The organism is Solwaraspora sp. WMMB762, assembly GCF_049179115.1.
Classification (GTDB): Bacteria; Actinomycetota; Actinomycetes; order Mycobacteriales; family Micromonosporaceae; genus Micromonospora_E.
Map to the genome: position 1 here is coordinate 6,749,741 of NZ_JBMHMD010000001.1, position 23,240 is coordinate 6,772,980.

The 23,240-nt window shown below is 71.2% G+C and carries 21 protein-coding genes and 1 pseudogene; 17 read left to right on the plus strand and 5 right to left on the minus strand.

Going from position 1 to position 23,240, the window contains the following annotated elements; all coding sequences use genetic code 11:
- Window positions 1-11: 11 nt before the first annotated feature.
- The 14 genes and pseudogenes from ACN27J_RS30460 (at window position 12) to gatB (ending at window position 16,161) form a co-directional block, all read left to right on the plus strand.
- Window positions 12-1,241: an RNA-guided endonuclease InsQ/TnpB family protein gene (locus tag ACN27J_RS30460; RefSeq protein WP_421371535.1), complete on the plus strand. Its 1,230-nt coding sequence runs from the start codon at window positions 12-14 to the stop codon at window positions 1,239-1,241.
- A gap of 126 nt (window positions 1,242-1,367) precedes the next feature.
- Window positions 1,368-1,562, plus strand: a pseudogene (locus ACN27J_RS30465) (DUF4397 domain-containing protein); the annotation flags it as partial.
- Window positions 1,563-1,833: 271 nt separating this feature from the next.
- Window positions 1,834-2,496: a class F sortase gene (locus tag ACN27J_RS30470; RefSeq protein WP_421372614.1), complete on the plus strand. Its 663-nt coding sequence runs from the start codon at window positions 1,834-1,836 to the stop codon at window positions 2,494-2,496.
- 76 nt (window positions 2,497-2,572) lie between these two features.
- Window positions 2,573-3,769 (plus strand): cysteine desulfurase family protein, encoded by a 1,197-nt coding sequence (locus ACN27J_RS30475; protein WP_421371537.1) that lies wholly within the window; start codon window positions 2,573-2,575, stop codon window positions 3,767-3,769.
- 62 nt (window positions 3,770-3,831) lie between these two features.
- On the plus strand, window positions 3,832-4,905 hold the full coding sequence (gene mnmA, locus ACN27J_RS30480; protein ID WP_421371539.1) for a tRNA 2-thiouridine(34) synthase MnmA: 1,074 nt from the start codon (window positions 3,832-3,834) through the stop codon (window positions 4,903-4,905).
- A 58-nt stretch (window positions 4,906-4,963) separates the two neighbouring features.
- Window positions 4,964-6,016, plus strand: a complete 1,053-nt coding sequence (locus ACN27J_RS30485) for a methionine synthase (RefSeq protein ID WP_421371541.1) — start codon at window positions 4,964-4,966, stop codon at window positions 6,014-6,016.
- Window positions 6,017-6,106: 90 nt separating this feature from the next.
- Window positions 6,107-6,268 carry a hypothetical protein gene (locus tag ACN27J_RS30490; protein ID WP_282234378.1) on the plus strand — a complete coding sequence of 54 codons (162 nt, stop codon included), beginning with the start codon at window positions 6,107-6,109 and terminating at the stop codon, window positions 6,266-6,268.
- A 153-nt stretch (window positions 6,269-6,421) separates the two neighbouring features.
- Window positions 6,422-8,608, plus strand: coding sequence for an NAD-dependent DNA ligase LigA (gene ligA, locus ACN27J_RS30495; RefSeq protein ID WP_421371543.1), 2,187 nt, complete (start codon window positions 6,422-6,424; stop codon window positions 8,606-8,608).
- Window positions 8,609-8,847: 239 nt separating this feature from the next.
- A complete protein-coding gene (locus ACN27J_RS30500) occupies window positions 8,848-11,040 on the plus strand; it encodes a putative bifunctional diguanylate cyclase/phosphodiesterase (protein WP_421371546.1) in 2,193 nt (730 codons plus the stop codon).
- 81 nt (window positions 11,041-11,121) lie between these two features.
- Window positions 11,122-11,421 (plus strand): Asp-tRNA(Asn)/Glu-tRNA(Gln) amidotransferase subunit GatC, encoded by a 300-nt coding sequence (gene gatC, locus ACN27J_RS30505; protein WP_421371549.1) that lies wholly within the window; start codon window positions 11,122-11,124, stop codon window positions 11,419-11,421.
- Window positions 11,422-11,425: 4 nt separating this feature from the next.
- Complete coding sequence (gatA, locus tag ACN27J_RS30510; protein WP_421371551.1) at window positions 11,426-12,904, plus strand: Asp-tRNA(Asn)/Glu-tRNA(Gln) amidotransferase subunit GatA; 1,479 nt, start codon at window positions 11,426-11,428, stop codon at window positions 12,902-12,904.
- A gap of 8 nt (window positions 12,905-12,912) precedes the next feature.
- Complete coding sequence (locus tag ACN27J_RS30515; RefSeq protein WP_421371554.1) at window positions 12,913-14,304, plus strand: AAA family ATPase; 1,392 nt, start codon at window positions 12,913-12,915, stop codon at window positions 14,302-14,304.
- The gene (locus ACN27J_RS30520) at window positions 14,304-14,654 is read left to right on the plus strand and encodes a hypothetical protein (protein ID WP_421371556.1); all 351 of its coding nucleotides are present in this window, start codon (window positions 14,304-14,306) and stop codon (window positions 14,652-14,654) included. Before ACN27J_RS30515 ends, ACN27J_RS30520 begins: the two co-directional genes overlap by 1 nt.
- Before the next feature lies 1 nt (window position 14,655).
- Complete coding sequence (gatB, locus tag ACN27J_RS30525) at window positions 14,656-16,161, plus strand: Asp-tRNA(Asn)/Glu-tRNA(Gln) amidotransferase subunit GatB (protein ID WP_421371558.1); 1,506 nt, start codon at window positions 14,656-14,658, stop codon at window positions 16,159-16,161.
- A gap of 123 nt (window positions 16,162-16,284) precedes the next feature.
- Here gatB and ACN27J_RS30530 read toward each other — a convergent pair whose 3' ends face one another.
- Window positions 16,285-16,479 (minus strand): DUF397 domain-containing protein, encoded by a 195-nt coding sequence (locus ACN27J_RS30530; protein WP_421371560.1) that lies wholly within the window; start codon window positions 16,477-16,479, stop codon window positions 16,285-16,287.
- Entirely contained in the window at window positions 16,470-17,261 is a 792-nt protein-coding gene (locus tag ACN27J_RS30535; protein WP_421371562.1) for a helix-turn-helix domain-containing protein, read from the minus strand. Before ACN27J_RS30535 ends, ACN27J_RS30530 begins: the two co-directional genes overlap by 10 nt.
- Window positions 17,262-17,443: 182 nt before the next feature.
- Between ACN27J_RS30535 and ACN27J_RS30540 the strand changes: the two genes are divergently transcribed.
- Window positions 17,444-17,755, plus strand: coding sequence for a hypothetical protein (locus tag ACN27J_RS30540; protein ID WP_421371565.1), 312 nt, complete (start codon window positions 17,444-17,446; stop codon window positions 17,753-17,755).
- Entirely contained in the window at window positions 17,748-18,104 is a 357-nt protein-coding gene (locus tag ACN27J_RS30545) for a hypothetical protein (RefSeq protein WP_421371567.1), read from the plus strand. Before ACN27J_RS30540 ends, ACN27J_RS30545 begins: the two co-directional genes overlap by 8 nt.
- A 173-nt stretch (window positions 18,105-18,277) precedes the next feature.
- Here ACN27J_RS30545 and ACN27J_RS30550 read toward each other — a convergent pair whose 3' ends face one another.
- Window positions 18,278-19,960 carry a metallophosphoesterase gene (locus ACN27J_RS30550; protein ID WP_421371569.1) on the minus strand — a complete coding sequence of 561 codons (1,683 nt, stop codon included), beginning with the start codon at window positions 19,958-19,960 and terminating at the stop codon, window positions 18,278-18,280.
- Between the two features lie 44 nt (window positions 19,961-20,004).
- Window positions 20,005-21,180: a PQQ-dependent sugar dehydrogenase gene (locus ACN27J_RS30555; protein WP_421372616.1), complete on the minus strand. Its 1,176-nt coding sequence runs from the start codon at window positions 21,178-21,180 to the stop codon at window positions 20,005-20,007.
- 231 nt (window positions 21,181-21,411) lie between these two features.
- On the opposite strand from ACN27J_RS30555, the gene ACN27J_RS30560 reads away from it, so the two are divergent.
- Complete coding sequence (locus ACN27J_RS30560; protein WP_123600394.1) at window positions 21,412-21,711, plus strand: DUF1540 domain-containing protein; 300 nt, start codon at window positions 21,412-21,414, stop codon at window positions 21,709-21,711.
- Between the two features lie 89 nt (window positions 21,712-21,800).
- Here ACN27J_RS30560 and ACN27J_RS30565 read toward each other — a convergent pair whose 3' ends face one another.
- Window positions 21,801-23,051, minus strand: coding sequence for an RCC1 domain-containing protein (locus ACN27J_RS30565; RefSeq protein WP_421371572.1), 1,251 nt, complete (start codon window positions 23,049-23,051; stop codon window positions 21,801-21,803).
- Window positions 23,052-23,240: the final 189 nt, after the last annotated feature.

A 23,240-nucleotide genomic window follows, 5' to 3' on the forward strand; every position in this document is an offset into this window, starting at 1 on the left:
TCGTGTGGTTCGTGCAGCTCCGGTACCAGTTCCGGGTCTACCCGACACCCGGCCAGCAGATCGCGCTGGCGAAGGCGTTTGGATGCGCCCGGGTGGTGTTCAACGACGGGCTGCGTGCACGGCAGGAGGCCTACGAGCAGGGTCTGCCGTACGTGTCGGACGCCGAACTGTCGAAGCGGGTCATCACGCGGGCCAAGGCGACTCCGGAGCGGGTGTGGTTGGGTGAGGTGTCGGCGGTGGTGTTGCAGCAGGCCCTCGCGGACCTGAACACCGCGTACCGCAACTTCTTCGCCTCGATCACGGGCAGACGCAAGGGTGCGAAGGTCGCGCAGCCGAGGTTCCGGTCCCGTAAGGACAACCGGCAGGCCATCCGTTTCACCCGCAACTCCCGGTTCACGGTCCTGGACAACGGCCGTCTGCGGCTGCCGAAGATCGGCGATCTCACGGTCCGCTGGTCCCGGATACTGCCGTCGGACCCGTCGTCCGTGACGGTCATCCGGGACGCCGCCGGAAGGTATTTCGCCTCGTTCGTCGTGCAGGCCACGGACGAGCCGCTGCCCGAGGTGGACGCCGAGGTGGGGATCGATCTGGGGCTGACGCACTTCGCCGTCATGTCCGACGGCACGAAGGTCGCCGCACCCAGGTTCCTGCGCCGCGCGGCCCGCAAACTGAAGCGGCTGCAGCAGGCACTGTCGCGTAAACAGCGGGGCAGCAACCGCCGTGGGAAGGCTGTCGTGAAGGTCGCCAGGGCGCACGCCCGGGTGGCCGACACCCGGCGGGACTGGCAGCACAAGCTGTCCACGACGATCATCCGTGACAATCAAGCGGTGTACGTCGAGGACCTGTGTGTCGTCGGTCTCGGCCGGACCCGGCTGGCGAAGTCCGTCCACGACGCCGGATGGTCGTCGTTCGTCGCCATGCTGGAGTACAAGGCGGAGCGGTCCGGACGCACGTTCGCCCGGGTGGACCGGTGGCTCCCGTCCACCCGGATGTGCTCGGACTGCGGCCGGATCAACGAGCGGATGGCGTTGAACGTCCGGTCGTGGGTCTGTCCGTGTGGCAGTCAGCACGACCGGGATGTCAACGCCGCGATCAACATCAAGGCCGCCGGGCAGGCGGACTTCAACGACCGTGGAGCGCGGGTAGGACCGGGACCCGTCCCGGCACCGCGCGGTGAAACGGTAACCCACCAGAACGCCGCGCGTGACACGCGCAGCGTGGCTGGGATCGCCGCCGTTTAGGGCGGCGAGGATGTCAAGTCAGCTCATCGGGCAGTTGCCGGCACCGCAGCCGCGCTCGCCGCCTTCGTCGGGCTCAGCGCGGTGACCGCCACCCCGGCGTTCGCCGCGACGTCGGACGTCGCGGTGGTGCACGGCATTCCGGACACCCCGGTCGACGTCTACGTCAACGGCGAGCGCACCCTGGAAAACTTCCAACCCGGCGACGTCGCCGGACCCCTCGCACTGGAGGAGGGCTCGTACGATCTGGCCCTCACCCGCCCCGGCGAGTCGGTCGAGGACGCGATCCTGACCGCCGACGACGCCGCCGTGCCCGGCGGCGCGAACATCAGCATCGTCGCCCATCTGGACGCCGACGGCGCGCCGACGATCACCCCCGTTCGCCAACGACGTGTCGGCGACCGAGGCCGGGCAGGCCCGGCTGATCGTCCGGCACACCGCGGCAGCCCCCGGGGTCGATGTGCGGGCCGGCGGCGAGCCGGTGTTCAGCAACCTGACCAACCCCAACGAGGAGTCGGCCGACCTGCCGGCCGGCGCAGTCACCGTCGACGTCGTGCTGACCGGAACCGACACGGTGGTGCTCGGGCCGACCGAGCTGAACCTCAACGAGGGCACCGCGACGATCATCTACGCTGTCGGTTCCGCGTCGGACGAGACCCTGGACGTCGTCGCCCAGACGGTCTCCGGGCTGCACTCGGCACCGGACGGGGTGTCCAGCGGCACCGGTGGCCTGGCCGACACCGGTTCGAACACCGGCTGGTACCTGGCCGGGCTGGCCGGCGTACTACTGCTGGTCGTCGGTGGCGGGCTGCTCGCGGTCCGGAACCGGGTCGCGATCCCGGCGATCGACGTCGTCGCCCGGGTGGCACCGGTCGGTGTCGTCGCCGACACCGGCGAGTTCGACGTGCCACCCAGCGTCGACGAGGTCGGCTGGTACCGGTTCGGCCCCGGCCTGGAGGCCGAGGCCGGGTCGGTGGTGATCGCCGGGCACGTCGACGGCGCGGGCCAGGGACCGGGAGCCTTCTTCCGGCTGCGGGAGCTGGCCGCCGACGACCGGATCGAGGTGGTCGCCGGCGACCAGGTTCGCGAGTTCCGGGTGGTCGGCCGGGAGGAGTACGACAAGTCGGAGATTCCCCTCGCACGGTACTTCGCGCGGGACGGTGCCGTACGACTGACCCTGATCACCTGCGGCGGTCCGTTCGACGAGGTGGCCGGACGGTACCGCGACAACGTCGTGGTCACCGCCGTACCGGCCTGACCGCCGTACCGAACTGACCGGGTCGGGTCCGGCCGCCTCGTCGCCGGACCCGACCCGGCGGATAGGCTTGCTGGTGATGGCATATCTCGACCACGCCGCGACCACGCCGATGCTCGACGAGGCGGTGGAGACCTACGTCGCCACCGCCCGCCGGGTCGGTAACGCGTCGTCACTGCACGCCGCCGGACGGGCGGCCCGGCGTACGGTCGAGGAGGCCCGGGAGCGGGTCGCCGCCGCCCTCGGCGCCCGGCCGTCCGAGGTGATCTTCACCGCCGGTGGTACGGAGAGCGACAACCTCGCGGTCAAAGGGATCTTCTGGGCGCGGTTGGCGGCAGCTCCAGCCCGGCGGCGGCTCCTGGCCAGCACCGTCGAGCACCACGCCGTACTCGACGCCGTGCAGTGGCTCGCCGAGCACGGGCAGGCCCAGGTGACCTGGCTGCCGGTGGACGCCGCCGGTCGGGTCGACGCCGCCACCGTGCAGGCCGAGCTGGACGCGGCCGCCGACGAGCTGGCGCTGGTCACCGTCATGTGGGCGAACAACGAGGTCGGCACCGTGCAACCGGTCGCCGCCGTCGCGGCGATGGCCGCGCGGGTCGGCGTACCGCTGCACACCGACGCGGTCCAGGCGGTCGGCCAGGTCCCGGTCGACTTCGCCGCCAGTGGCGCCGCCGCGCTGACCGTCAGCGGTCACAAGCTCGGCGGCCCGGCGGGCGTGGGCGCCCTGCTGCTCGGCCGGGACGTCGCCTGCACCCCGCTGCTGCACGGTGGTGGCCAGGAGCGCGACGTCCGCTCCGGCACGCTCGACACCGCCGGAATCGCCGCGTTCGCGGTCGCTGTCGAGGTGGCGGTGAAACGCCAGGCCGAGCACGCGGCGCGGGTCGGCGCGCTCCGCGACGACCTGGTCCGACGGGTACGCCAGGTGGTGCCGGACGTGATCTACAACGGGGACCCGACCGACCGGCTTCCCGGCAACGCGCACTTCTCGTTCCCCGGCTGCGAAGGCGACGCGCTGTTGCTGCTGCTCGATGCCCAGGGCATCGCCTGCTCGACCGGCTCGGCCTGTTCGGCCGGGGTGGCGCAGCCGTCGCACGTGCTGCTGGCGATGGCCGACGACGACGAGCGGGCCCGCTCGTCGCTGCGGTTCAGCCTGGGCCACGACTCCACCGGGGCTGAGGTCGACGCGCTGGTGGCGGCCCTGCCCGGTGCGGTCGAGCGGGCCCGTCGGGCCGGCGCGGTCCGCAGCACGAAGCCGGTGCCGCCCGCCGCCGGCTGACCCGGCACCGCTGCGGGACTACCCTCGAGCGTGCGGCGACGATCAGGCAGGAGATGGGTACGGTGCGAGTACTGGCGGCGATGTCCGGCGGGGTCGATTCGGCGGTGGCGGCCGCCCGGGCGGTGGCCGCCGGGCACGACGTGACCGGTGTGCACCTGGCACTGTCGCGCAATCCGCAGACGTACCGCACCGGGGCCCGTGGCTGCTGCACCGTCGAGGACGCCCGGGACGCCCGGCGGGCCGCCGACGTGATCGGCATCCCGTTCTACGTCTGGGACATGGCCGAGCAGTTCCACAGTGACGTGGTGGACGACTTCGTCGCCGAGTACGCCGCCGGGCGTACCCCCAACCCGTGCCTGCGCTGCAACGAGAAGATCAAGTTCGCGGCGGTGCTGGACCGCGCGGTGGCGTTGGGGTTCGACGCGGTGGTCACCGGCCATCACGCCCGGCTCGGCCCCGATGGTCTGCTGCGGCGCAGCGTCGACCTGGCCAAGGACCAGTCGTACGTGCTCGCCGTGCTCAACCGGGCCCAACTGGACCGGGCGATGTTCCCGCTCGGCGACTCCACCAAGGCGCAGGTCCGGGCCGAGGCGGCGCGGCGCGGGCTGGCGGTGGCCGACAAGCCCGACTCGCACGACATCTGCTTCATCGCCGACGGCGACACCCGCGGATTCCTCGCCGCCCGGCTTGGCAACGTCCCGGGCGACGTGGTCGACGCGACGACCGGCGCGGTCGTCGGCCACCACGACGGGGCGTACGCGTTCACCGTCGGCCAGCGGCGTGGCCTGGGCATCGGGGTGCCCGCGCCGGACGGTCGACCCCGCTACGTGCTGTCGATCACCCCGACGAGCAACACGGTGACCGTGGGCCCGGCCGAGGCGTTGGACGTCGACACGGTGACCGGTGTCCGCCCGGTGTGGATCGGCGGGGACCGGCCGACCGGTCCGGTCGAGGCGATGCTCCAGGTGCGCGCGCACGGGTCGACCACCCCGGCGGTGGTCGAGCTGACCGATGCCGGCATGCACGCCCAGCTGCACCGGCCGGTCCGGGGGGTGGCCGCCGGCCAGGCGATGGTCGCCTACCGGCCCGATCCGGCCGGCGACGTGGTGCTCGGCTCGGCGACGATCGCCGGCTGACCGGTGGAGTCGGCTGACCGGTAGAGTCGGCGGACGTGACCGACGCGAGCGACCTGCCGTGACCGACCCGCGCAGTCCGTCCAGCCCGGAGCCGGCCGTCCCTGCGACGGACTCACCGTGGCCCTGGCCGCCGGGTGCCGCCAGCGGGATCGGATCGCTGCCCGGCACCGACGTCGCCGAGGCGCAACGGATCGTCCTCGGCGAACTGCCGGGCCTGCCGCACCTGCCCGAACTGCCGGCCCGTGGGCCGGGCGCCGACATGATCGGGCGCGGTGCCACCTTCCTGGTGGACCTGCCGGTCGAGCTGTACGCCGGTCGGTGGCGGGTCGCCGCCCGACCCGGCCGTGACCTGCGCCGCGCACTCGACCTGCGGGAACGGGACCTCGACCAGCTGACCGAGCAGGCCGACGGCTACACCGGGCCGGTCAAGCTGCAGGCCGCCGGGGCGTGGACGCTGGCCGCCGCTCTCGACGTCGGCCTCGGCGGGCGGCTGGTCCGCGACCACGGTGCCGTACGTGACCTCGCCGCCTCGCTCACCGAGGGCCTGCGGGAGCACGTCGCGGAGGTGTCCCGCCGGGTGCCGGGTGCGCGGCTGCTGCTCCAACTTGACGAACCCTCGCTGCCCGCCGTGCTGGCCGGGACGCTGCGCACCGACAGCGGTCTGCACACCTACCGGGCGGTCGCCGCCGGCACCGTCCGGGACCTGCTCGCCGAGGTGATCTCCGGAGTCGGCGTGCCGGTGGTGGTGCACTGCTGCGCCCCCGGTGTACCGGTGGGTCTGCTGCGGGCCGCCGGTGCCGTCGCGATCGCCGCCGACCTGGAGCTGCTCACCGACCTGGACCCGGTCGGTGAGGCGATCGACGCCGGGATGGGGCTGTTCGCCGGGGTGGTGCCGGCGACCGGGGAAGCGACCGGCGTGGCGGCACCGGCCTCGGCGCGGGCGGCGGGACAGGTCCGTACCCTCTGGTCGAAGCTGGGGTTCCCGGCGGAGCGGGCCGCCGCCCAGGTGGTGGTGACCCCGGCGTGCGGGCTGGCCGGGGCGACCGTGCCCTACGCCCGGGCCGCGCTGGCCGCCTGCCGCGACGCCGGCCGGCGGCTGGCTGAGGGCTGACCCGGCCGGCGGCCGGCGGTGGAGTGCGGTGGGGTCCCGGCCGGTGGAACAGTGCCGCCCGGGGTGTGCCTACGGTTACCGTTGGTGGCGATGAGCTACCACGGTGACAGCGACGGTGACCCGGCCGCCGGTCGGCGCGGCTGGTGGCGGATGTACCGCGGGCTGATCATCGCCGTGCTGGTGGTGGTCTTCGTGCTGTGCTTCCTGTGGTGCGCCGGGGTGGCCGTGTTCAACCTCGTCCAAGGCGAGTGACCGCAGCCGGTCCGCGAGTGACCGGGCCGCCACGCGAGCGACAACGGTCGGTTCGCCGCACAAGTGACCGCGGTCGGTCCGCAGGCCGGCATCCGCGAATGTCGGTGCCGACCGATACGGTGCGCAGGTAGATCCGAACACGGAGGTCAGCCGGTGTCCGAGGAAGTCGTTCCGCAGCAGGTCAGCGCCGCCCAGCAGGCGCAGGCCGGTGAGGAGCCCGACGCGGCCGCCCGGGAGCGGCACGCCACGCTCGCCGAGGGGATCGATCGCCACCAGTTCCGCTACCACGTCCTCGACGCGCCGGAGATCTCCGACGGGCAGTACGACCTGCTGATCCGGGAGCTGAACCAGCTGGAGGAGCGACACCCGTCGCTGCGCACGCCGGATTCGCCCAGCCAGCGGGTGGGCTACGCCTACGCCACCCAGTTCGCCCCGGTGAACCACGCCGAGCGGATGATGAGCCTGGACAACGCCTTCGACGACGACGAGCTCACCGCCTGGGCCGACCGGGTCGAGCGCGACGCCGGTGGCCCGGTCAACTACCTGTGCGAGCTGAAGGTCGACGGCCTCGCGGTCAACCTCACCTACGAGCGGGGCGTGCTGACCCGGGCGGCGACCCGGGGCGACGGTCGGGTCGGCGAGGACATCACCCCCAACGTGCGGACCATCCGGCAGATCCCGGAGCGGCTGGCCGGCGAGGCACCCGAGCTGCTGGAGGTGCGCGGCGAGATCTACTTCCCGGTGGCCGCGTTCGACGAGCTCAACGCCAGCCTGGTCGCCCAGGAGAAGGCGCCGTTCGCGAACCCGCGTAACGCCGCCGCCGGCTCGCTGCGGCAGAAGGATCCCCGGATCACCGCCGGACGCGGGCTGCGCATGGTGGTGCACGGTCTGGGGGCGCGCAAGGGTTTCGAGCCGGTACGCCAGTCCGACGCGTACCGGCAGCTGGCCGACTGGGGGCTGCCGATCAGCCAACGCTGGCAGGTGGTCGGCGACCGCGACGGGGTGCGTGACTTCATCGCCCACTTTGCCTCGCACCGCCATGAGGTGGAGCACGAGATCGACGGCGTGGTGGTCAAGATCGACGAGGTGTCGGTCCAGCGCCGTCTCGGCTCCACCAGTCGCGCCCCGCGTTGGGCGATCGCCTACAAGTACCCGCCGGAGGAGGTCAACACCCGGCTGCTCGACATCAAGGTCAACGTCGGACGGACCGGGCGGGTCACCCCGTACGCGGTGCTCGACCCGGTCAAGGTGGCCGGCTCGACGGTCGGCTTCGCCACCCTGCACAACGCCGGAGAGGTGGCCCGCAAAGGGGTACTGATCGGCGACATGGTGGTCCTGCGGAAAGCGGGCGACGTCATTCCCGAAGTGGTCAGCCCGGTCGTCGATCTGCGGACCGGCGCCGAGCGCGAGTTCGTGATGCCGACCGAGTGCCCGGAGTGCGGCACCGAGCTGCGCTACGAAAAAGAAGGTGACGCCGATATCCGGTGTCCGAATCTTGACTGCCCGGCGCAGTTGACTCGCAAGCTGGAGTACATTGCCGGTCGCGGTGTTCTCGATATCGAGGCGCTGGGGGAGCGGTCGGCGATCGCCCTGGTCGATTCCGGTGCAGTGCAGAGCATCGGCGACCTATTCGATCTTGATGCGGACCGCTTGTCCGGAGTCGAGTTCTTCTGCAACCAGAGCGGGGAGCTGACCGAGAACGCGAAGAAACTGCTGGCCAACCTCGCCGAGGCCAAACAACGGCCGCTGTGGCGGATCATCGTCGCGTTCTCCATCCGGCACGTCGGCCCGGTCGCCGCCCAGGCGTTGGCCCGCGAGTTCCGTTCGATCGACGCGATCGCCGCCGCGAGCCAGGAGCAACTGGTCGACGTCGACGGGGTCGGTCCGGTGATCGCCGCGGCCGCCGCCGACTGGTTCGCCGCCCCGCACGCTCAGGAGGTGGTCCGGCGCTGGCGCGCGGCTGGCGTGCGGATGGTCGAGGAAGCCGGTGACGACCAGGCACCACGCCCGTTGGCCGGCGTCACCGTCGTGATCACCGGTTCGCTTGCCGGCTACTCCCGTGACGAGGCGGCCGAGGCGGTGCAGTCCCGCGGCGGCAAGGTCAGCGGCTCGGTGTCGAAGAAGACCGGCTTCGTGGTGGTCGGCGACAGCCCGGGATCGAAGTACGACAAGGCCGTATCACTGCGTGTCCCGGTGCTCGACGAGGCAGGCTTCGGGGTTCTCCTCGAGGAAGGGGTGGACGCGGCCCGGGCGGTCGCCGTCAACGAACCGGACCAGCCGGCCGAGTCCGCCCAGCCTGCCGGTACGGCCGGTACGGCCGAGCCCGCCGCCGCCAGCTAGCGGCGCTCCGGCACCGGCCGGCCCGGACCATCGCCGGAGCTCCGACAATTGGCGGACGCCATTTCTCGACGGCCGGGAATCCCCGCGTCGGGCATTCGCCGACCGCGTCTCAAATCAGTCACGACCGCGCTTCGCCCCTGACCCGCCGGCCGTCCGTCCTTAAGGTGTAGGACGTCGGCGGGACGCCCGGCTCGTGCTGAGTCGGCGAAGCAGGCCACGGGAGCGCGACGGGAGGGCAGATGGAGGCCGCTGCATTGCGGAACTCCGTTCCTCCGGAACGCGCACCTGGGTTCTTCGGCTTTGTCGGCGGCGTGACCGCCGCCGCGCTCGCCGTCTGCGCCGTGCCGTTGCTGAACCTGCCCGCCCAGATTTCCGACCTGCCGGCGGCATTCTGGCTGATGGCCCTGCTCGCGGTGGTCGGCGACGCCCGACCGTTCACCCCGCCGGGCCGGCGGCGCCGATCCGAGGTCTTCCCGTCGGTCTGTTTCACCTTCGCCATCCTGCTCGCCTGGGGCCTCGGCCCGGCGGTCGCGGTGCAGGCCGTCGCGGTTGCGGTCTTCGCCTGGCGGGCCCGGCACGTGCCGTGGCGGGCCCTGTTCAACAGCTCGCAGTACGCGCTGGCGCTCGCCGCCGCAGCGGCGGTGGCCGGGCTGGCCGGGCCGGGCGCCTTCGCCGGCACCGCCGAGCTGGCCTGGAGCGACGTCGCAGTGGCGGTCGGCGCGGCGGCGGCCTGGTCGGCGGTCAACTACAGCACGGTCACCCTGGCGATCCGGCTGCGCTTCGGCGGCCGGTGGTGGCGGTCGGCCCGCCGTGGCATCGGCTTCGAGTTGTCCTCCACCGGATCACTGCTGCTGCTCGGGCCGGTGCTGGTCGTCGCCGCGCAGGTCGACCCGGCGCTGATCCCACTGGTGCTGGTGCCGCTGTACGCGGTCTACCGGATGGCCGCGCTGGCCAGCGAGCAGGAGCGGTCGGCCCGGCTCGACCCGTTGACCGGGCTGGCCAACCGCAAGGCACTGATCGTCGAGATCGCCGACCAGGTGCCGGCACACGCCGACGCGCTCCGGCGCGGAGCGCCGGACTCCCAGATGGCACTGCTGCTGCTTGACCTGGACCGGTTCAAGCGGGTCAACGACGCACTCGGGCATCTGGTCGGCGACCGGCTGCTGATCGAGGTGGGGCTGCGGCTGGCCATGGTGGTCCGGCCGCAGGACCTGGTGGTCCGGCTCGGCGGTGACGAGTTCGCCATCCTGGCCACCCGGCTCACCGGCGCGGACGAGGCGCGGGAGATCGCCGAACAGGTGGTGACCGCGCTCGCCGAGCCGGTCGCCCTGGACGGGCTGCCGCTGGACGTCGGCGGATCGGTGGGCATCGCACTCTACCCCGAGCACGGCGGGGACTTCGCCACCCTGCTGCAACACGCCGACGTCGCGATGTACGACGCCAAGGACACCGGTGACGGCACCGCCGTCTACGCCGCCGAGTCGGACCACAACACGCCGGAACGGCTCAGCCTCCTTGCCGACCTGCGTCGGGTGCTCGACGTCAACGGTGCGCACGCGGCCGACTCCGGTCGGGAGGTCGACGACGTCGGCGAGATCACCATGTACTACCAGCCGCAGGTGGAGATCGCGACCGGCGAGGTGGTCGGGGTGGAGGCGTTGCTGCGCTGGCGGCATCCGCGTCGCGGCATGGTCGACCCGGAAGAGTTGATCAAGGTCGCCGAGCAGAGCGCCGTGATGCGCCTGCTCACCCGCCGGGTCGTCGACGACGTCGTCGAGCAGATCGCCAAGTGGGCCGCCGCCGGGATCACTCTGCGGGCAGCCGTCAACGTCAGCGTCCGGGACCTGCACACCGGCGAGATCGCCGACCAGATCTCCGACCGGCTCACCCGCTACAACCTGTCACCGGAGCAACTCCAGTTGGAGATCACCGAGGGGGCGTTGATGGCCGACCCCCGGCGGGTACTGGCCACCATCTCGCGGCTCGACGCGATCGGGGTGGCGATCGCCCTGGACGACTTCGGCACCGGCTACTCGTCCATGCAGCACCTGCGCCGGCTGCCGCTGTCCGAGGTCAAGATCGACCGCTCGTTCGTCCTCGGCATGGCCGCCGACACCGACGACGCGGCCATCGTCCGCTCGGTGATCGAGCTGGCCCGGGCGCTCGGGCTGCGGGTGGTCGCCGAAGGCGTCGAGGACGACGCCTCCTGGCGGCGGCTGTACGCGCTCGGCTGCCACGTCGCCCAGGGCTGGTTCTACGCCCGGCCGATGCCCGCCGACGAACTGGTCAGCTGGCTGGCCCGGTACCGTCCACTGGTCCCCGGCCCACGTGGCGTTCCGCCCGGCCTGCTGGATGACTCGGCAGACGCGCCGGCGGCACCGCCCGACCCGCCCAACCCGCCCGATGACTCGGCCGGCCCACCGGAGAAATAGACTCGTCGGGTCCGGCCCGGTTCGCCACGCTGAGCGAGGATCCGGGGCCAACCGTTCGATCACCGTACGAAGGGGGCGCAGATGGCCGCCATCTCCCGCGAGGAGGTCGCGCACCTGGCGCGACTGTCGCGGCTGGCCGTGACCGAGGACGAACTGGCGACGTTCGCCGGCCAGCTCGACGTCATCCTGCAGTCCGTCGCCCGGATCGGCGAGGTCGCCGCCGACGACATCCCGCCCACCTCGCACTCGGTGCCACTGACCAACGTGTTGCGCGACGACGTCGTCGCACCCGGTCTGGACCGCGACGCCGCGCTCGCCGCCGCCCCGGACGCCGAGGACGGCCGGTTCCGGGTGCCGCGCATCCTGGACGAGGAGGTCTGAACCCATGTCCGAACTCACCGGGATGACCGCCGCGCAGCTGGCCGAGCTGATCGCCGCCGGCGACACCAGCGCGGTCGAGGTGACCCGCGCCCACCTGGACCGGATCGCCGGCGTCGATGAGCGGGTGCACGCCTACCTGCATGTCGACGCCGACGGTGCGCTCGCCGCCGCGCAGGCCGTCGACACCGCCCGCGCCGCCGGGCAGCCGCTCGGCCCGCTGGCCGGCGTACCGATCGCGGTCAAGGACGTCGTCACCACCAAGGGTGTGCCGACCACCGCCGGGTCGAAGATCCTCGACGGCTGGCGGCCACCGTACGACGCGACGATCGTCGCCCGGCTGCGCGCCGCCGGCATGCCGATCCTCGGCAAGACCAACATGGACGAGTTCGCGATGGGTTCGTCGACCGAGTACTCGGCGTACGGGCCGACGTACAACCCGTGGGACCTGACCCGGATCCCCGGCGGATCCGGCGGCGGCAGCGCGGCGGCGGTCGCCGGGTACGAAGCTCCACTGGCGATCGGCACCGACACCGGCGGCTCGATCCGCCAGCCGGGCGCGGTCACCGGCACGGTCGGGGCCAAGCCGACCTACGGCGGCACCTCCCGGTACGGGCTGATCGCCTTCTCCTCCTCGCTGGACACTCCCGGCCCGTGTGCCCGGACGGTGCTCGACGCGGCGCTGCTGCACGAGGCGATCGCCGGGCACGACCCGCGTGACTCCACCTCGATCCCGGCCGCCGTGCCGCCGGTCGTCGAAGCGGCCCGTGCCGGTGCCTCCGGCGACCTGACCGGGGTGCGCCTCGGCCTGGTCACCCAGTTCGCCACCGGCGAGGGCGTCGAGCCGGGCGTGCTGGCCGCGTTCCGCGACGCCGTCGACGCGCTGACCAAGCTCGGTGCCGAGGTCGTCGAGGTCTCCTGCCCGCACTTCGACTACGCGCTGCCGGCGTACTATCTGATCGCGCCGAGCGAATGCTCGTCTAACCTGGCCCGCTACGACGGCGTCCGGTACGGGCTGCGCAGCGGCGACGACGGCAACCGGTCCCTGGAAGAGGTCATGTCGCTGACCCGCGACCAGGGCTTCGGTCCGGAGGTCAAGCGGCGGATTATGCTCGGCACGTACGCGCTGTCCAGCGGCTACTACGACGCCTACTACGGGCAGGCGCAGAAGGTCCGTACCCTGATCACCCGCGACTTCACCGCCGCGTTCGAGCAGGTCGACGTGCTGATCTCGCCGACCACGCCGTTCGTGGCGTTCCCACTCGGGGCGCGCACCGCCGACCCGTACCAGATGTATCTGGCGGACCTGTTCACCATCCCGACCAACCTGTACGGCGGCCCGGCCATCTCGGTGCCGTGCGGGCTGGCCGACGGGCTGCCGGTCGGGTTGCAGGTGATGGCGCCGACGATGGCCGACGACCGGATGTACCGGGTCGCGGCGGCCCTGGAGTCGGCGGTCGGCACCCTCACCCCGCCGGAGCTCTGAGCCGCGACGTGCTGACCCGGATCGAGATCGACGGCTTCAAGTCGTTCCGCGACTTCACGCTGGACGTGCCGCCGTTTCTCGTGATCATCGGGCGGAACGCGGCCGGCAAGTCGAACCTGTTCGACGCGATCCAGTTCCTGTCCCGGCTGGCCGACGACCCGCTGCTGGAGGCCGCTCAGCAGATGCGCGGGGAAGTTCCCGATCTGTTCCATCGGCACACCGACGGCAGCCAGATGCCGGTGATGACCTTCGCCGTCGAGGTGCTGCTGGGGTCGTCGGTGACCGACGCGTTCGGCGACACCGCCGAGGTCAACCACTCCCGGCTGCGCTACGAGCTGGCGATCGAGCTGCGGTCGGCCGGTCCGGGCGGGTCCCGCCGACCGTACGTGCTGCGGGAGGCGGCGTACCGGATCCCCAAGTCCGACGACGCTGCGTTGCGGGCATTGATCCCGCGGTGGAAGCAGGTGGCCAGTTACCGCGGCGGTGGCCGGGAGCTGCTGGAGACCGAGCGCGACGAGCAGGGGCGTGCGATTTTCAGCATCCGGCAGCAGGGCAACCAGGGCCGCAAGCGGAAGCTGCCGGCGACGGCGGCGACGGCGACCGTGCTGTCCAGTTTGACCACCGCCACCGACTTCCCGCTGCTGTACGCGCTCAAGCGGGAGCTGCGGTCGTGGCGATTGCTGCACCTCGATCCCAGCGCGCTGCGTACCCCGGATTCCTATGACGACCCGGACAGCCTCGCGCCCAACGGTGCCCACCTGGCCAACACACTGCGCTACCTGGCCGCTGCGACGGGCACCGAGGACCGGCCGGAGGGCGCGTTGAACGACCTTTCCGCCGACGTATCCGAAGTGATACCGGGAGTAGTCGGGGTCCGTCTCGCCGAGGACGAGGCGCGTCGGCAGCGTCAGGTCGAAGTGGTGACCCGCGACGAGGCACCGTTCTCGGCCCGGGTCGCCTCCGACGGGACGCTGCGGGCGATCGCGCTGCTCGCCGCGCTCTACGATCCGCGTGGGGCCGGGCTGATCTGCTTCGAGGAGCCGGAGAACGGCATCTTCCCGCAGCGGCTTGCCCAGTTCGTGCGGTACCTGCGGGCCCTGGTCGAACGCTCGTTGGAGCCGCGCGACGAAGCGGACGGCAATCGATTGACCCAGTTGATCCTGAGCAGCCACTCGCCTGCGATCCTGCGGGCGTTGGAACGCGGCGAGGACGGGGGACGGCTCCATGCGGTCTACCTGGACGTGGTGACCCGGGTCCGCAAGGGCGAACCGCGCAGCCGGATCACCCGTAGCCGCCTGATCGGTGGTGATCAGCTTGCGTTGGATCTCGAAGATCCCAGCGGTGTGGTCACCAAGGCAGAGATTGCCGAATTCGAGGTCCTGGAGACGCTGGATCGCTGATGCGCTATCTCTCAACCGCACTGATCTCCGAAGGCCTCAGCGATGACCGCTTCCTGCCCCGGCTGCTGGCACGCTCACTGGAAGGACTGTGCCTGACCGAGTTCGATGAAACGGTGTACGTCGCCGACGTACAACCGGTACGGGACCGGACCGGGCCAGCAGGTATCGATGATGTGGTCAGCATGGTCGACCGCAGCGACGGCGCCTTCGCAGGTGCCGGCGTACCGGCGGTGGTGGGACGACACCCGGCGGGCTCTCGTGGCACTCGGTTACCGGCCAGGTCGATGAGCGGAACCCAGGTGGACACTAGGCTGGTGCGGTCGGTGCCGCGCCGAGAGTTGGAGCTGTGAGATGAGCACGACCGCGTTGCCCATGTACGAGGATGTCGTCGCCCGCTACGAGCCGGTGATCGGCCTGGAGACGCACGTCGAGCTGGGCACCAACACGAAGATGTTCTGCGGCTGCCCGACCGGGTTCGGGGCCGAGCCGAACACCCAGGTCTGCCCGGTCTGCCTCGGGCTGCCCGGCTCGTTGCCGGTGGCGAACAAGGCGGCGATCGAGGCGACGATCCGCATCGGCCTGGCGCTGAACTGCTCGATCGCCGACTGGTGCCGGTTCGCCCGGAAGAACTACTTCTACCCGGACATGCCGAAGAACTACCAGATCAGCCAGTACGACGAGCCGCTGTGCGTGGACGGCTGGCTGGACGTCGAGGTCGACGGCGAGCTGGTGCGCATCGGCATCGAGCGGGTGCACCTGGAGGAGGACACCGGCAAGACGCTGCACGTCGGCGGCGCGACCGGGCGCATTCACGGGGCGACCGAGTCGCTGGTCGACTACAACCGGGCCGGTATCCCGCTGGTGGAGATCGTCACCAAGCCGATCCCCGGCACCGGTGACCGGGCTCCGCAGGTGGCCCGCGCGTACGTCACCGAGCTGCGGGACGTGATCCGCTCGCTGGGCGTGTCCGACGTACGAATGGAGCAGGGTTCGCTGCGCTGCGACGTGAACACCTCGCTGACCCCGGTCGGGCAGACCGAGTGGGGCACCCGCACCGAGACCAAGAACGTCAACTCGCTGCGGTCGGTGGAGCGGGCGGTACGCGCGGAGATGCTGCGCCAGGCGTCGGTGCTCGACGCCGGTGGCCGGATCGTGCAGGAGACCCGGCACTTCCACGAGGACAGTGGGGACACCACGTCGGGGCGTTCCAAGGAGACCGCCACCGACTACCGCTACTTCCCGGAGCCGGACCTGGTGCCGCTCGCCCCGGACGCCGCCTGGGTGGCCGAGTTGAAGGCCGCCCTGCCGGAGCTGCCCCGGGTGCACCGCAAGCGGCTGCAGGAGCAGTGGGGGCTGACCGACCACGACATGCAGTCGGTGGTCAACGCCGGCGCGGTCGAGCTGATCGAGCAGACCATCGCCGCCGGCACCACCCCGGCCGGTGCCCGCAAGTGGTGGCTGGGCGAGCTGGCCCGCCGGGCCAACGAGTCCGGTGTGGAGCTGACCGGGCTCGGGGTCACCCCGGCGCACGTCGCCGAGCTGCAAGGGCTGGTCGACTCGGGCAAGCTCAACGACAAGCTGGCCCGGACCGTTCTGGAGGCGGTGGCCGCCGGGGAAGGCACGCCGACCGAGGTGATGACCGCGCGCGGCCTGGAGGTAGTCTCCGACACCGGTGCGTTGACCGCCGCCGTCGACGAGGCGATCGCCGCCAACCCGGACATCGCGGCGAAGGTCCGCGACGGCAAGGTGGCGGCGGCCGGGGCGCTGGTCGGCGCGGTGATGAAGACGACCCGGGGCCAGGCGGACGCGCGTACCGTCCGGGAGCTGATCCTGTCCCGCCTCGGCGCGCAGGGCTGACCACCGCAGGGCTGACCTCTGCTCAGTGACACAGGAGGTACCTCGCCGCGACGGCGTGAGGTACCTCCTGTGTCACTCGGCGTTCAGTGGTCGCACCGGCTGCTGCGCGGCCTGGCGGTCGGGCTACCGGCCGGTGCGGCTGACGAAGGTCCGCCAGGCGGTGGGGGAGAAGGTGAGGGTGCCGCCGGTGCGGTCCTTGCTGTCGCGGACCAGGACCCGGCCGGGCAGGTTGTCGGCGACTTCGACACAGTTGCCGCCGGTGCCGTTGCTGCGGCTGCTGGTCCGCCAGGCCGGTCGAGGATCGGTCGTCATGCCCATCTGTCGGCTGCCTCCTGCATCAACGCCACGGACTGCTCGCTGGGCAGAGCGTACTCCCGCAGCGACTCCCAGGCATGCTCCAGTCTGGTCAGATCGGCCTCCAACTCGATGGTCTGGCCCTCCAACGGCCCGTCGACGAAGCCGGCCGCCCGGCCGTCCAGGCTGGCCAGGGTGAACGGGCCGTTCAGCCCCGGGTAGGCACCGACCCCGGCCGGCACCACCTGGATCGAGACGTTGGGCCGGTCGCAGGCGGCGATCAGCGCCAGGACCTGCTCACGCATCACCGCCGGGCCGCCGACCGCCCGGGTGAGCACCGCCTCGTCGATCACCCCGACGAAGCGGCACGGCCGCTCGGCCCGGTGCAGGATCTCCTGCCGGCCGAGCCGGTCGCCGACGGTGGTGTCGACGTCGTCGATCGCCACCCCGGCGTGGGTGAGGATGACGCGGGCGTACGCCTCGGTCTGCAGCAGGCCGGGCACCAGCAGTGGTTCGTAGCAGCGCAGCATGATCGCCTCCCGCTCGTGCTCCAGCCACGGGCGCAGCCAGACCGGGGCCCGCTCGGTGCGCAGCAGCAGCTCCCAGAGGGTCGAGTAGTCGCAGTTGAAGACCCGGTCGATGGTGGCCAGGTAGTCGAGCCGGATCGGCCGGGCGCCGCGCTCGACCGCGCTGACGTGCTGGGCCGACCAGTGCAGGGCGGCGCCCCGCTGCTCCTGGGTGAGTCCGGCCAACTCGCGGCGGCGGCGGAGCTCCGCTATCAGATAGGCGCTCGCTGCTCCAGACATTCGTTTCCTCCAGCTCTCTACAGAATTGCTTTACAATGGGCAGGGTGTGCCCCGTGAGGGATGTTGTTGCTACGAGGACGAATCCCATCTTCCATAGGGGAGGCGGGGAAGTCCAGGGTGGAGGAGTGGAAAATTCGAGAAGGCGTCCATCGTTGTCCCGATGGGGGACACATGGCGCAAGAATGAATGACAAAGATCAATTGCGCCGGCACGGCGTACTCGGCTGGATGTCGGTGCCGACCGGCAGCGCCGTGCCCGGCTACGTCGACCACCCGGTGATCGCCCGCGCCCGCCACCTGGCCGCGATACACCTGCCCGACCCGGTGACCGGGTGTCCGCGCTGCGGCACGATCATCTGTCCGGGGCTGCGGCTCGCGGTGGCCTACCTGGACCGGTACGACCGCGATGCCGCCCGGACCATCCGCCGGCTGCTCGCCTCGGTCGGCATCTGGCTCACTGCCGACCCGGCGACCGGGGCAGGTGGCGATGACTGAGTCGACAAGATCGCCGCTGGTGCAGCCGTGGGACGTCATCGAAATTGGCGCGAGGGACTATCTGAATGGCGACGGACCCCTGCGACTGAGGGTCATCCACGTCCGCGCCGAGGCCGCCCACCCGAACATCGAATGGATTCACCTGCTCGGCACCCGACTGCACGGCAACCGGGACGGCCAGATGATGATGGTGATGGTCCGCGCGGCGGCACTGCGCCGCCCCGGCGCGGTCATCCGGCCAGGGCCGGCTTCCGGGACCAAGGTGCCCTTTCACGACCTGATGCCACAGGTGCATCAAGATGCACCTCCGGCATCAAGCTCCACTGGTACCTCAGACCCACAGGGATAGGCTGCGCGACCCTGGCTGGCGGCGCGGGCTGCGGCGCGACCCTGGCTGGCGGCGCGGGCCGGGGCGCCGGTGAGCCTCTGACGGCCGCGATCTAGAAGGATCGTGGTCGATATACCGGCCAAATCCTTCTAGATCGCGGGGGTGGGCGCGCGTCCAGCGGGGTGGGTGTGAGCTCAGGACGGGCTGGGTTCCGGGACCGTGGACGCAGTGGCGGTCGGAGTCGCGGACGGATCGGCGGTAGGAGTCGGCGACGCCGAGGGGTCCGGATCCGGTTCCGGGCCGGCGACGACGTGCCGCTCCAGGGTCACCTGGGCCTGGCCGGTGCCGCCGATCCGGATGTCGTCATGCGCCTGCAACTGGTGCTCGGCGTCGAAGTACAGCACCGTCATGGCCAGTGGCGTCGGCTCCTCGCCTTCCAGGCCGCGCAGCCCGGCCCCGCCGGTCGAACCCTCCACCATCAGCCGGGTCGGCTGCTCACCAGGAATCTCGGCGAGCATCCGGACCTCCCGGTTGTGGGTGTGCCCGGCCAGCACCAGCGGCGTGGTGCCGGACAGCGGGCCGGCGGACACCGGGTCGTGCACCAGGGCGATGTCTACCGGTTCGTCGGTGCCCCGGATCGTCGCGGCTAGCTGCTCGCCGACCCCGATCACCTGGTCGGTGGCCGGCTTGGACAACCCGCCGTCGGCCGGGCTGGTCTGCTTGTCCGGGGTGAACCGGGGGTCGCCGATGCCGGCGATGGTCAGCCCGGCGACCTCGGTGACCTCGTTGTCCAGCACGATCGCGTTCGGCTGGCTGGCCACCGCCTCCTGGGTGCGGATCGAGTCGTGGTTGCCGCGGATGAACACGTACGGCACTTCCAGCAGCCCGATCGAGGCGACGTAGTTCGCCTCCGGCTCGCTGCCCCAGTCGGTGATGTCCCCGGTGTCGATCACCACGTCGATGTCGAACTGCTCGACCACGGTACGGATCACCGACCAGCCGGTCGGGTTGAGGTGCATGTCCGACACGTGCAGCACCCGGGTGGTGCCCTCGGCCGCCTGGTAGACGGGCAGCGTCGACACGGTGGTGTAGATCCGGCTGACGTTGCTGACGATGTGCTGCAGCTGTTCGGCGTACTGGCTGTAGTTGGTGGCGATCCGCTGTACGTCACCGACCACCGCCGGGGCGTTGACCAGCAGACCCTCGTACCGTGGCTCCTCGATCGACTCCGGCCGGATGGTCGTCGCCGCGACGCCGATGCTGCCGCCGGTGATCAGCAACGCCAGAGTGCCGGACCAGGCGACCCGGCGGGTGTCGCGGAAGACCAGCGCGGCGAGGATCAACGTGGTGAGCACGGCGACCGCGATGGTACGGATACCGAGCCGCAGCACCCCCTCGGTGACGTCGCCGACCACGGTCTGACTGGCCCGGGTGATCGCGTTCGGGTCGTCGAGCAGTGCGAGCGTGCGGACCTGGTCGAGGGAGCCGAGCCGGATGGAGAGCTGGACCGGCCCTTCGTGGCTGTCCACGTGCAGCGCGCCGAGCGGCGGAATGGCCATGGTGGTGCCGCCGTCCACCGCCGGGGTCACCGCCATCTCGGCCCGGAACGGGCCGATGTCGACGTCGGCACGGGCCCCGAGCAGGACACCGATGACGACTCCGGCCAGACTGACCGCGACGACTGCGAGCGCCACGCCGATCCGCCGGGTCGCCCGGGACCGCGCGGCCCGCCGCAACCCACGACCAGCGGTACGGCTGACCGAGCCGAGCCGTCGCCCGGCGCGCGCCAGCCGCCGCCCGGGGCGGCCCGGCTGCTGATCCGGACGGCCCGGCTGCTGGCCGGGACGGCTCCGGTCGGCCGTCTGCTCGTCGCTCATGGTGAGATGATGCCTGTCTGATCGAGGGTGGGGAGGCGGGTGGGTCAGCTGCGCCCGGCTCCGCCGTCGGCGAAGACCAGCCGCAGAATACGGTCGTCCTCCGGGGCCGGTTCGCCCCGGCCGTCCTGGTTCGAGGTGGTCACCCAGACCGAGCCGTCCGGTGCCTGCACGACGGTGCGTAGTCGACCGTACTCCTCGGTGAGCAGCGCGCGGGGCTGGCCGAAGACCGTACCGGACTCGGTCAGCTCGACCAGCCACAGCCGTTCGCCGCGCAGGCACGCGGCGGCCAGGATCCGGTCCACCACGGCCGCCCCGGAGCAGGAGGACTCCTCGGTCGGCCAGACGACCAGCGGGTCGACGAATCGCCCGTCGCCGCCTTCGCCCTCGACCTGTGGCCAACCGTAGTTCTCGCCCGGCTCGATCAGGTTGATCTCGTCCCACAGGTTCTGGCCGAACTCGGTGGCGTACAGCCGGTCCTGGGCGTCCCAGGCGATGCCCTGCACGTTGCGGTGGCCCAGCGACCAGACCAGCGAGTCGGGGAACGGGTTGCCGGGGGCCGGCTCGCCGGCCGGCGTCATCCGCAGGATCTTGCCGCCGAGGCTCTCCTGGTCCTGGGACAGGCCGGTGTCCGAGGCGTCTCCGGTGGTGGCGTAGAGGAAGCCGTCGGGTCCGAAGGCGAGTCGGCCGCCGTTGTGGATGCCGGAGAGCGGAATGCCGGTGACGATCGGTTCCGGCTCGCCGCCCAGGGTCAGCCGGGCGATCCGGTTGTCCTCGGCGGTGGAGTAGTAGACGAACACCGTCTCGTCGGTGGCGTACTCGGGGGAGACGGCGATGCCGAGCAGGCCGCCCTCGCCGCCGCCGTCGACCTGGTCGATGGTCTGCACCTCGGTGACGTCCAGCCCGTCCGGGCTCGAACCGGGCCCGACCTGCAGGATCTTGGCGCTGTCTCGCTCAGTGACCAGTGCGGCGCCGTCCGGCAGGAACGCCACCCCCCACGGCACCGCCAGTCCGCTGGCCAGCACGGTGACGGCCACCTGCTGGTCGACGCCGCCGCCGGTCGGCGTCTCGGTGGGGGCGGGGAAGGTGGGGGGAGCGCCGGCCTGGTCCGGCTCCGGCTCGCCGAAAGCGCAGCCGCCGGCGAGCAGCAGGGCGGTCAGGCTGGCGGCGGCGGTCGCTGCGGTCGCGGCGGCAGGGCGGCGCGACGAGCGGCGGTACGGCAGGCGAGCGTTCACCCGCACCAGACTAGCCCGCTGCCGGACATCCGCATCCGACGGCGTCCCGCGAGTGCTTAGGCAAGGGTATCCAAAATTGCGCCGGATGATGTTAGGTAAGGGTTCCCAAAATTGCGAGAAATGAATACGCGCCATATATTCGATCGCAGTGGACTACGGTTTTCCCACAGTGGCGACGACGTTGCCACTGCCGGATGCTGCCGAGCTAGGAGGACCACCATGACCGCGATGATGGAGATGCCCCGGGTGCAGGAGTGCACCGCCGTGGAGTGCGCGTACAACCAGCACGAGGGCTGTCACGCCTTCGCCATCACGATCGGCACCGAGGCGGACAGCGCCAGCTGCACCACCTTTTTCGACATCTCGTCCAAGGGCGGCCTCGACGCGGTGATCGCTCAGGTTGGTGCCTGTAAGCGTGCCGACTGCCGGTTCAACGCCGAGCTGGAGTGCCGGGCTCCGGCGATCCGGGTCGGGCCGAGCCGGGAAACAGCCGACTGCATGACCTACGAGCCGGCCTGACACCGTCATAGGTCCGACCGGAATCGCAGCGGCACCGGTCCGTGGGCTCGTCCCACGGACCGGTGCCGCTCCCACCCCGGCATCACCGACTACGAGCGGAGCGCTGGCCGAGGCGCGACGACCTGTACTGGGACGGGACGGGTGATTGTGGTGCCGTCACCGAGTTCTCCGTAGAAGTTGTAGCCCCATGCGATCACCGTGTAGTCGACCTGTAGCGCCAGATTGTGATTGCTTCCAGCGGAGACGGCTCTGATCAGGGTGAGATGCTGCGTGCAGGGAGCGGTCTGCCCCACCGCGCACACCCGTACCGGAGTGAGTTGGTCCTCGTAGCCGCCATCACCGAGTTGGCCTAGGCTGTTGAATCCCCAGGTCAGGACGCCGCCGCTGCTGAGCTGCGCCATGCTGTGGTACCCGCCGGCGCCGATGTGCCGGATTCCGTACAGGTACTGCGTGCAGGGTGCGGTCTGCCCTGCCGCGCATACCCGTACCGGGGTGAGGCGGTCGGTGGTGGTGCCGTCGCCAAGCTTTCCGGCGAAGTTGCTGCCCCAGCTGACGAGACCGCCGTCGCCGCGCAGCGCCATGCTGTGGCTGATGCCGCCTGCTACGGCCCGCACCGCGTTCAGCTGCTGACCGCAGGGTGCGACCTGTCCTGTCGCGCACACGCGTACCGGGGTGCGCCGGTCGGTGGTGGTGCCGTCGCCGAGTTGCCCGGAATCGTTCCGGCCCCAGGCGACAGCCAGCGCGCTGTCCACCACAGCCAGGCTGTGGTACCCGCCGGCCGCGAGGGATCTGACTCCGGTCAGGTACCGGTTGCAGGGGGTGCCCTGCTCTACTGCACACACGGGCACCGGGGTGGTGCGGTCAATGGCGGTGCTGTCGCCGAGTTGCCGGTAGTAGTTCGAGCCCCAGGCGACCGCAGTGCCATTGGTCAGTTGGGCGAGACTGTGGGCTATGCCTGCCGTCAGGGTCCGGACCCCAGCCAGGAATTGACCGCAGGGCGCGACCTGCGCTACCGCACAGACCCGTACCGGAGTGGAGCGGACGGTGTAGGTGCCGTTGCCGAGCTGCCCTGTGGAGTTGTCACCCCAGGCGACGACGGTACGGTCTCGGAGCAGGGCGAGACTGTAATATTGGCCGGCTGCGATAGCGATCACGCCGTTGAGGAACTGAGTGCACGGTGCGATCTGGCCGACCGCACATACCTGTACCGGGACCGGCGTCGTACCCCAGTCGAATTGCCCGTTGCCAAGTTCCCCAAAATAGTTCGAGCCCCAGGCGACGACGGTGCCGTTCGAGCGCAAGGCAAGACTGTGGGAGTAGCCAGCGGCGGTGGCGGTCACGGCGCCGAGTTCGTCTGGAGCCTGTCGGGTCCCGGCACCGGCCTCGGTGACCGCCGCGTCCTGGTGCGGTACGCCGTCGGCGTACCCGGTGGAAGCGTTCCCGATCACCAGGACCATGCCTAGTGCCGCCGCCAGTACGGCACCGACCGCCCGCCGGTGGCGACGGTTCAACCTTCCGACGAACAGAGG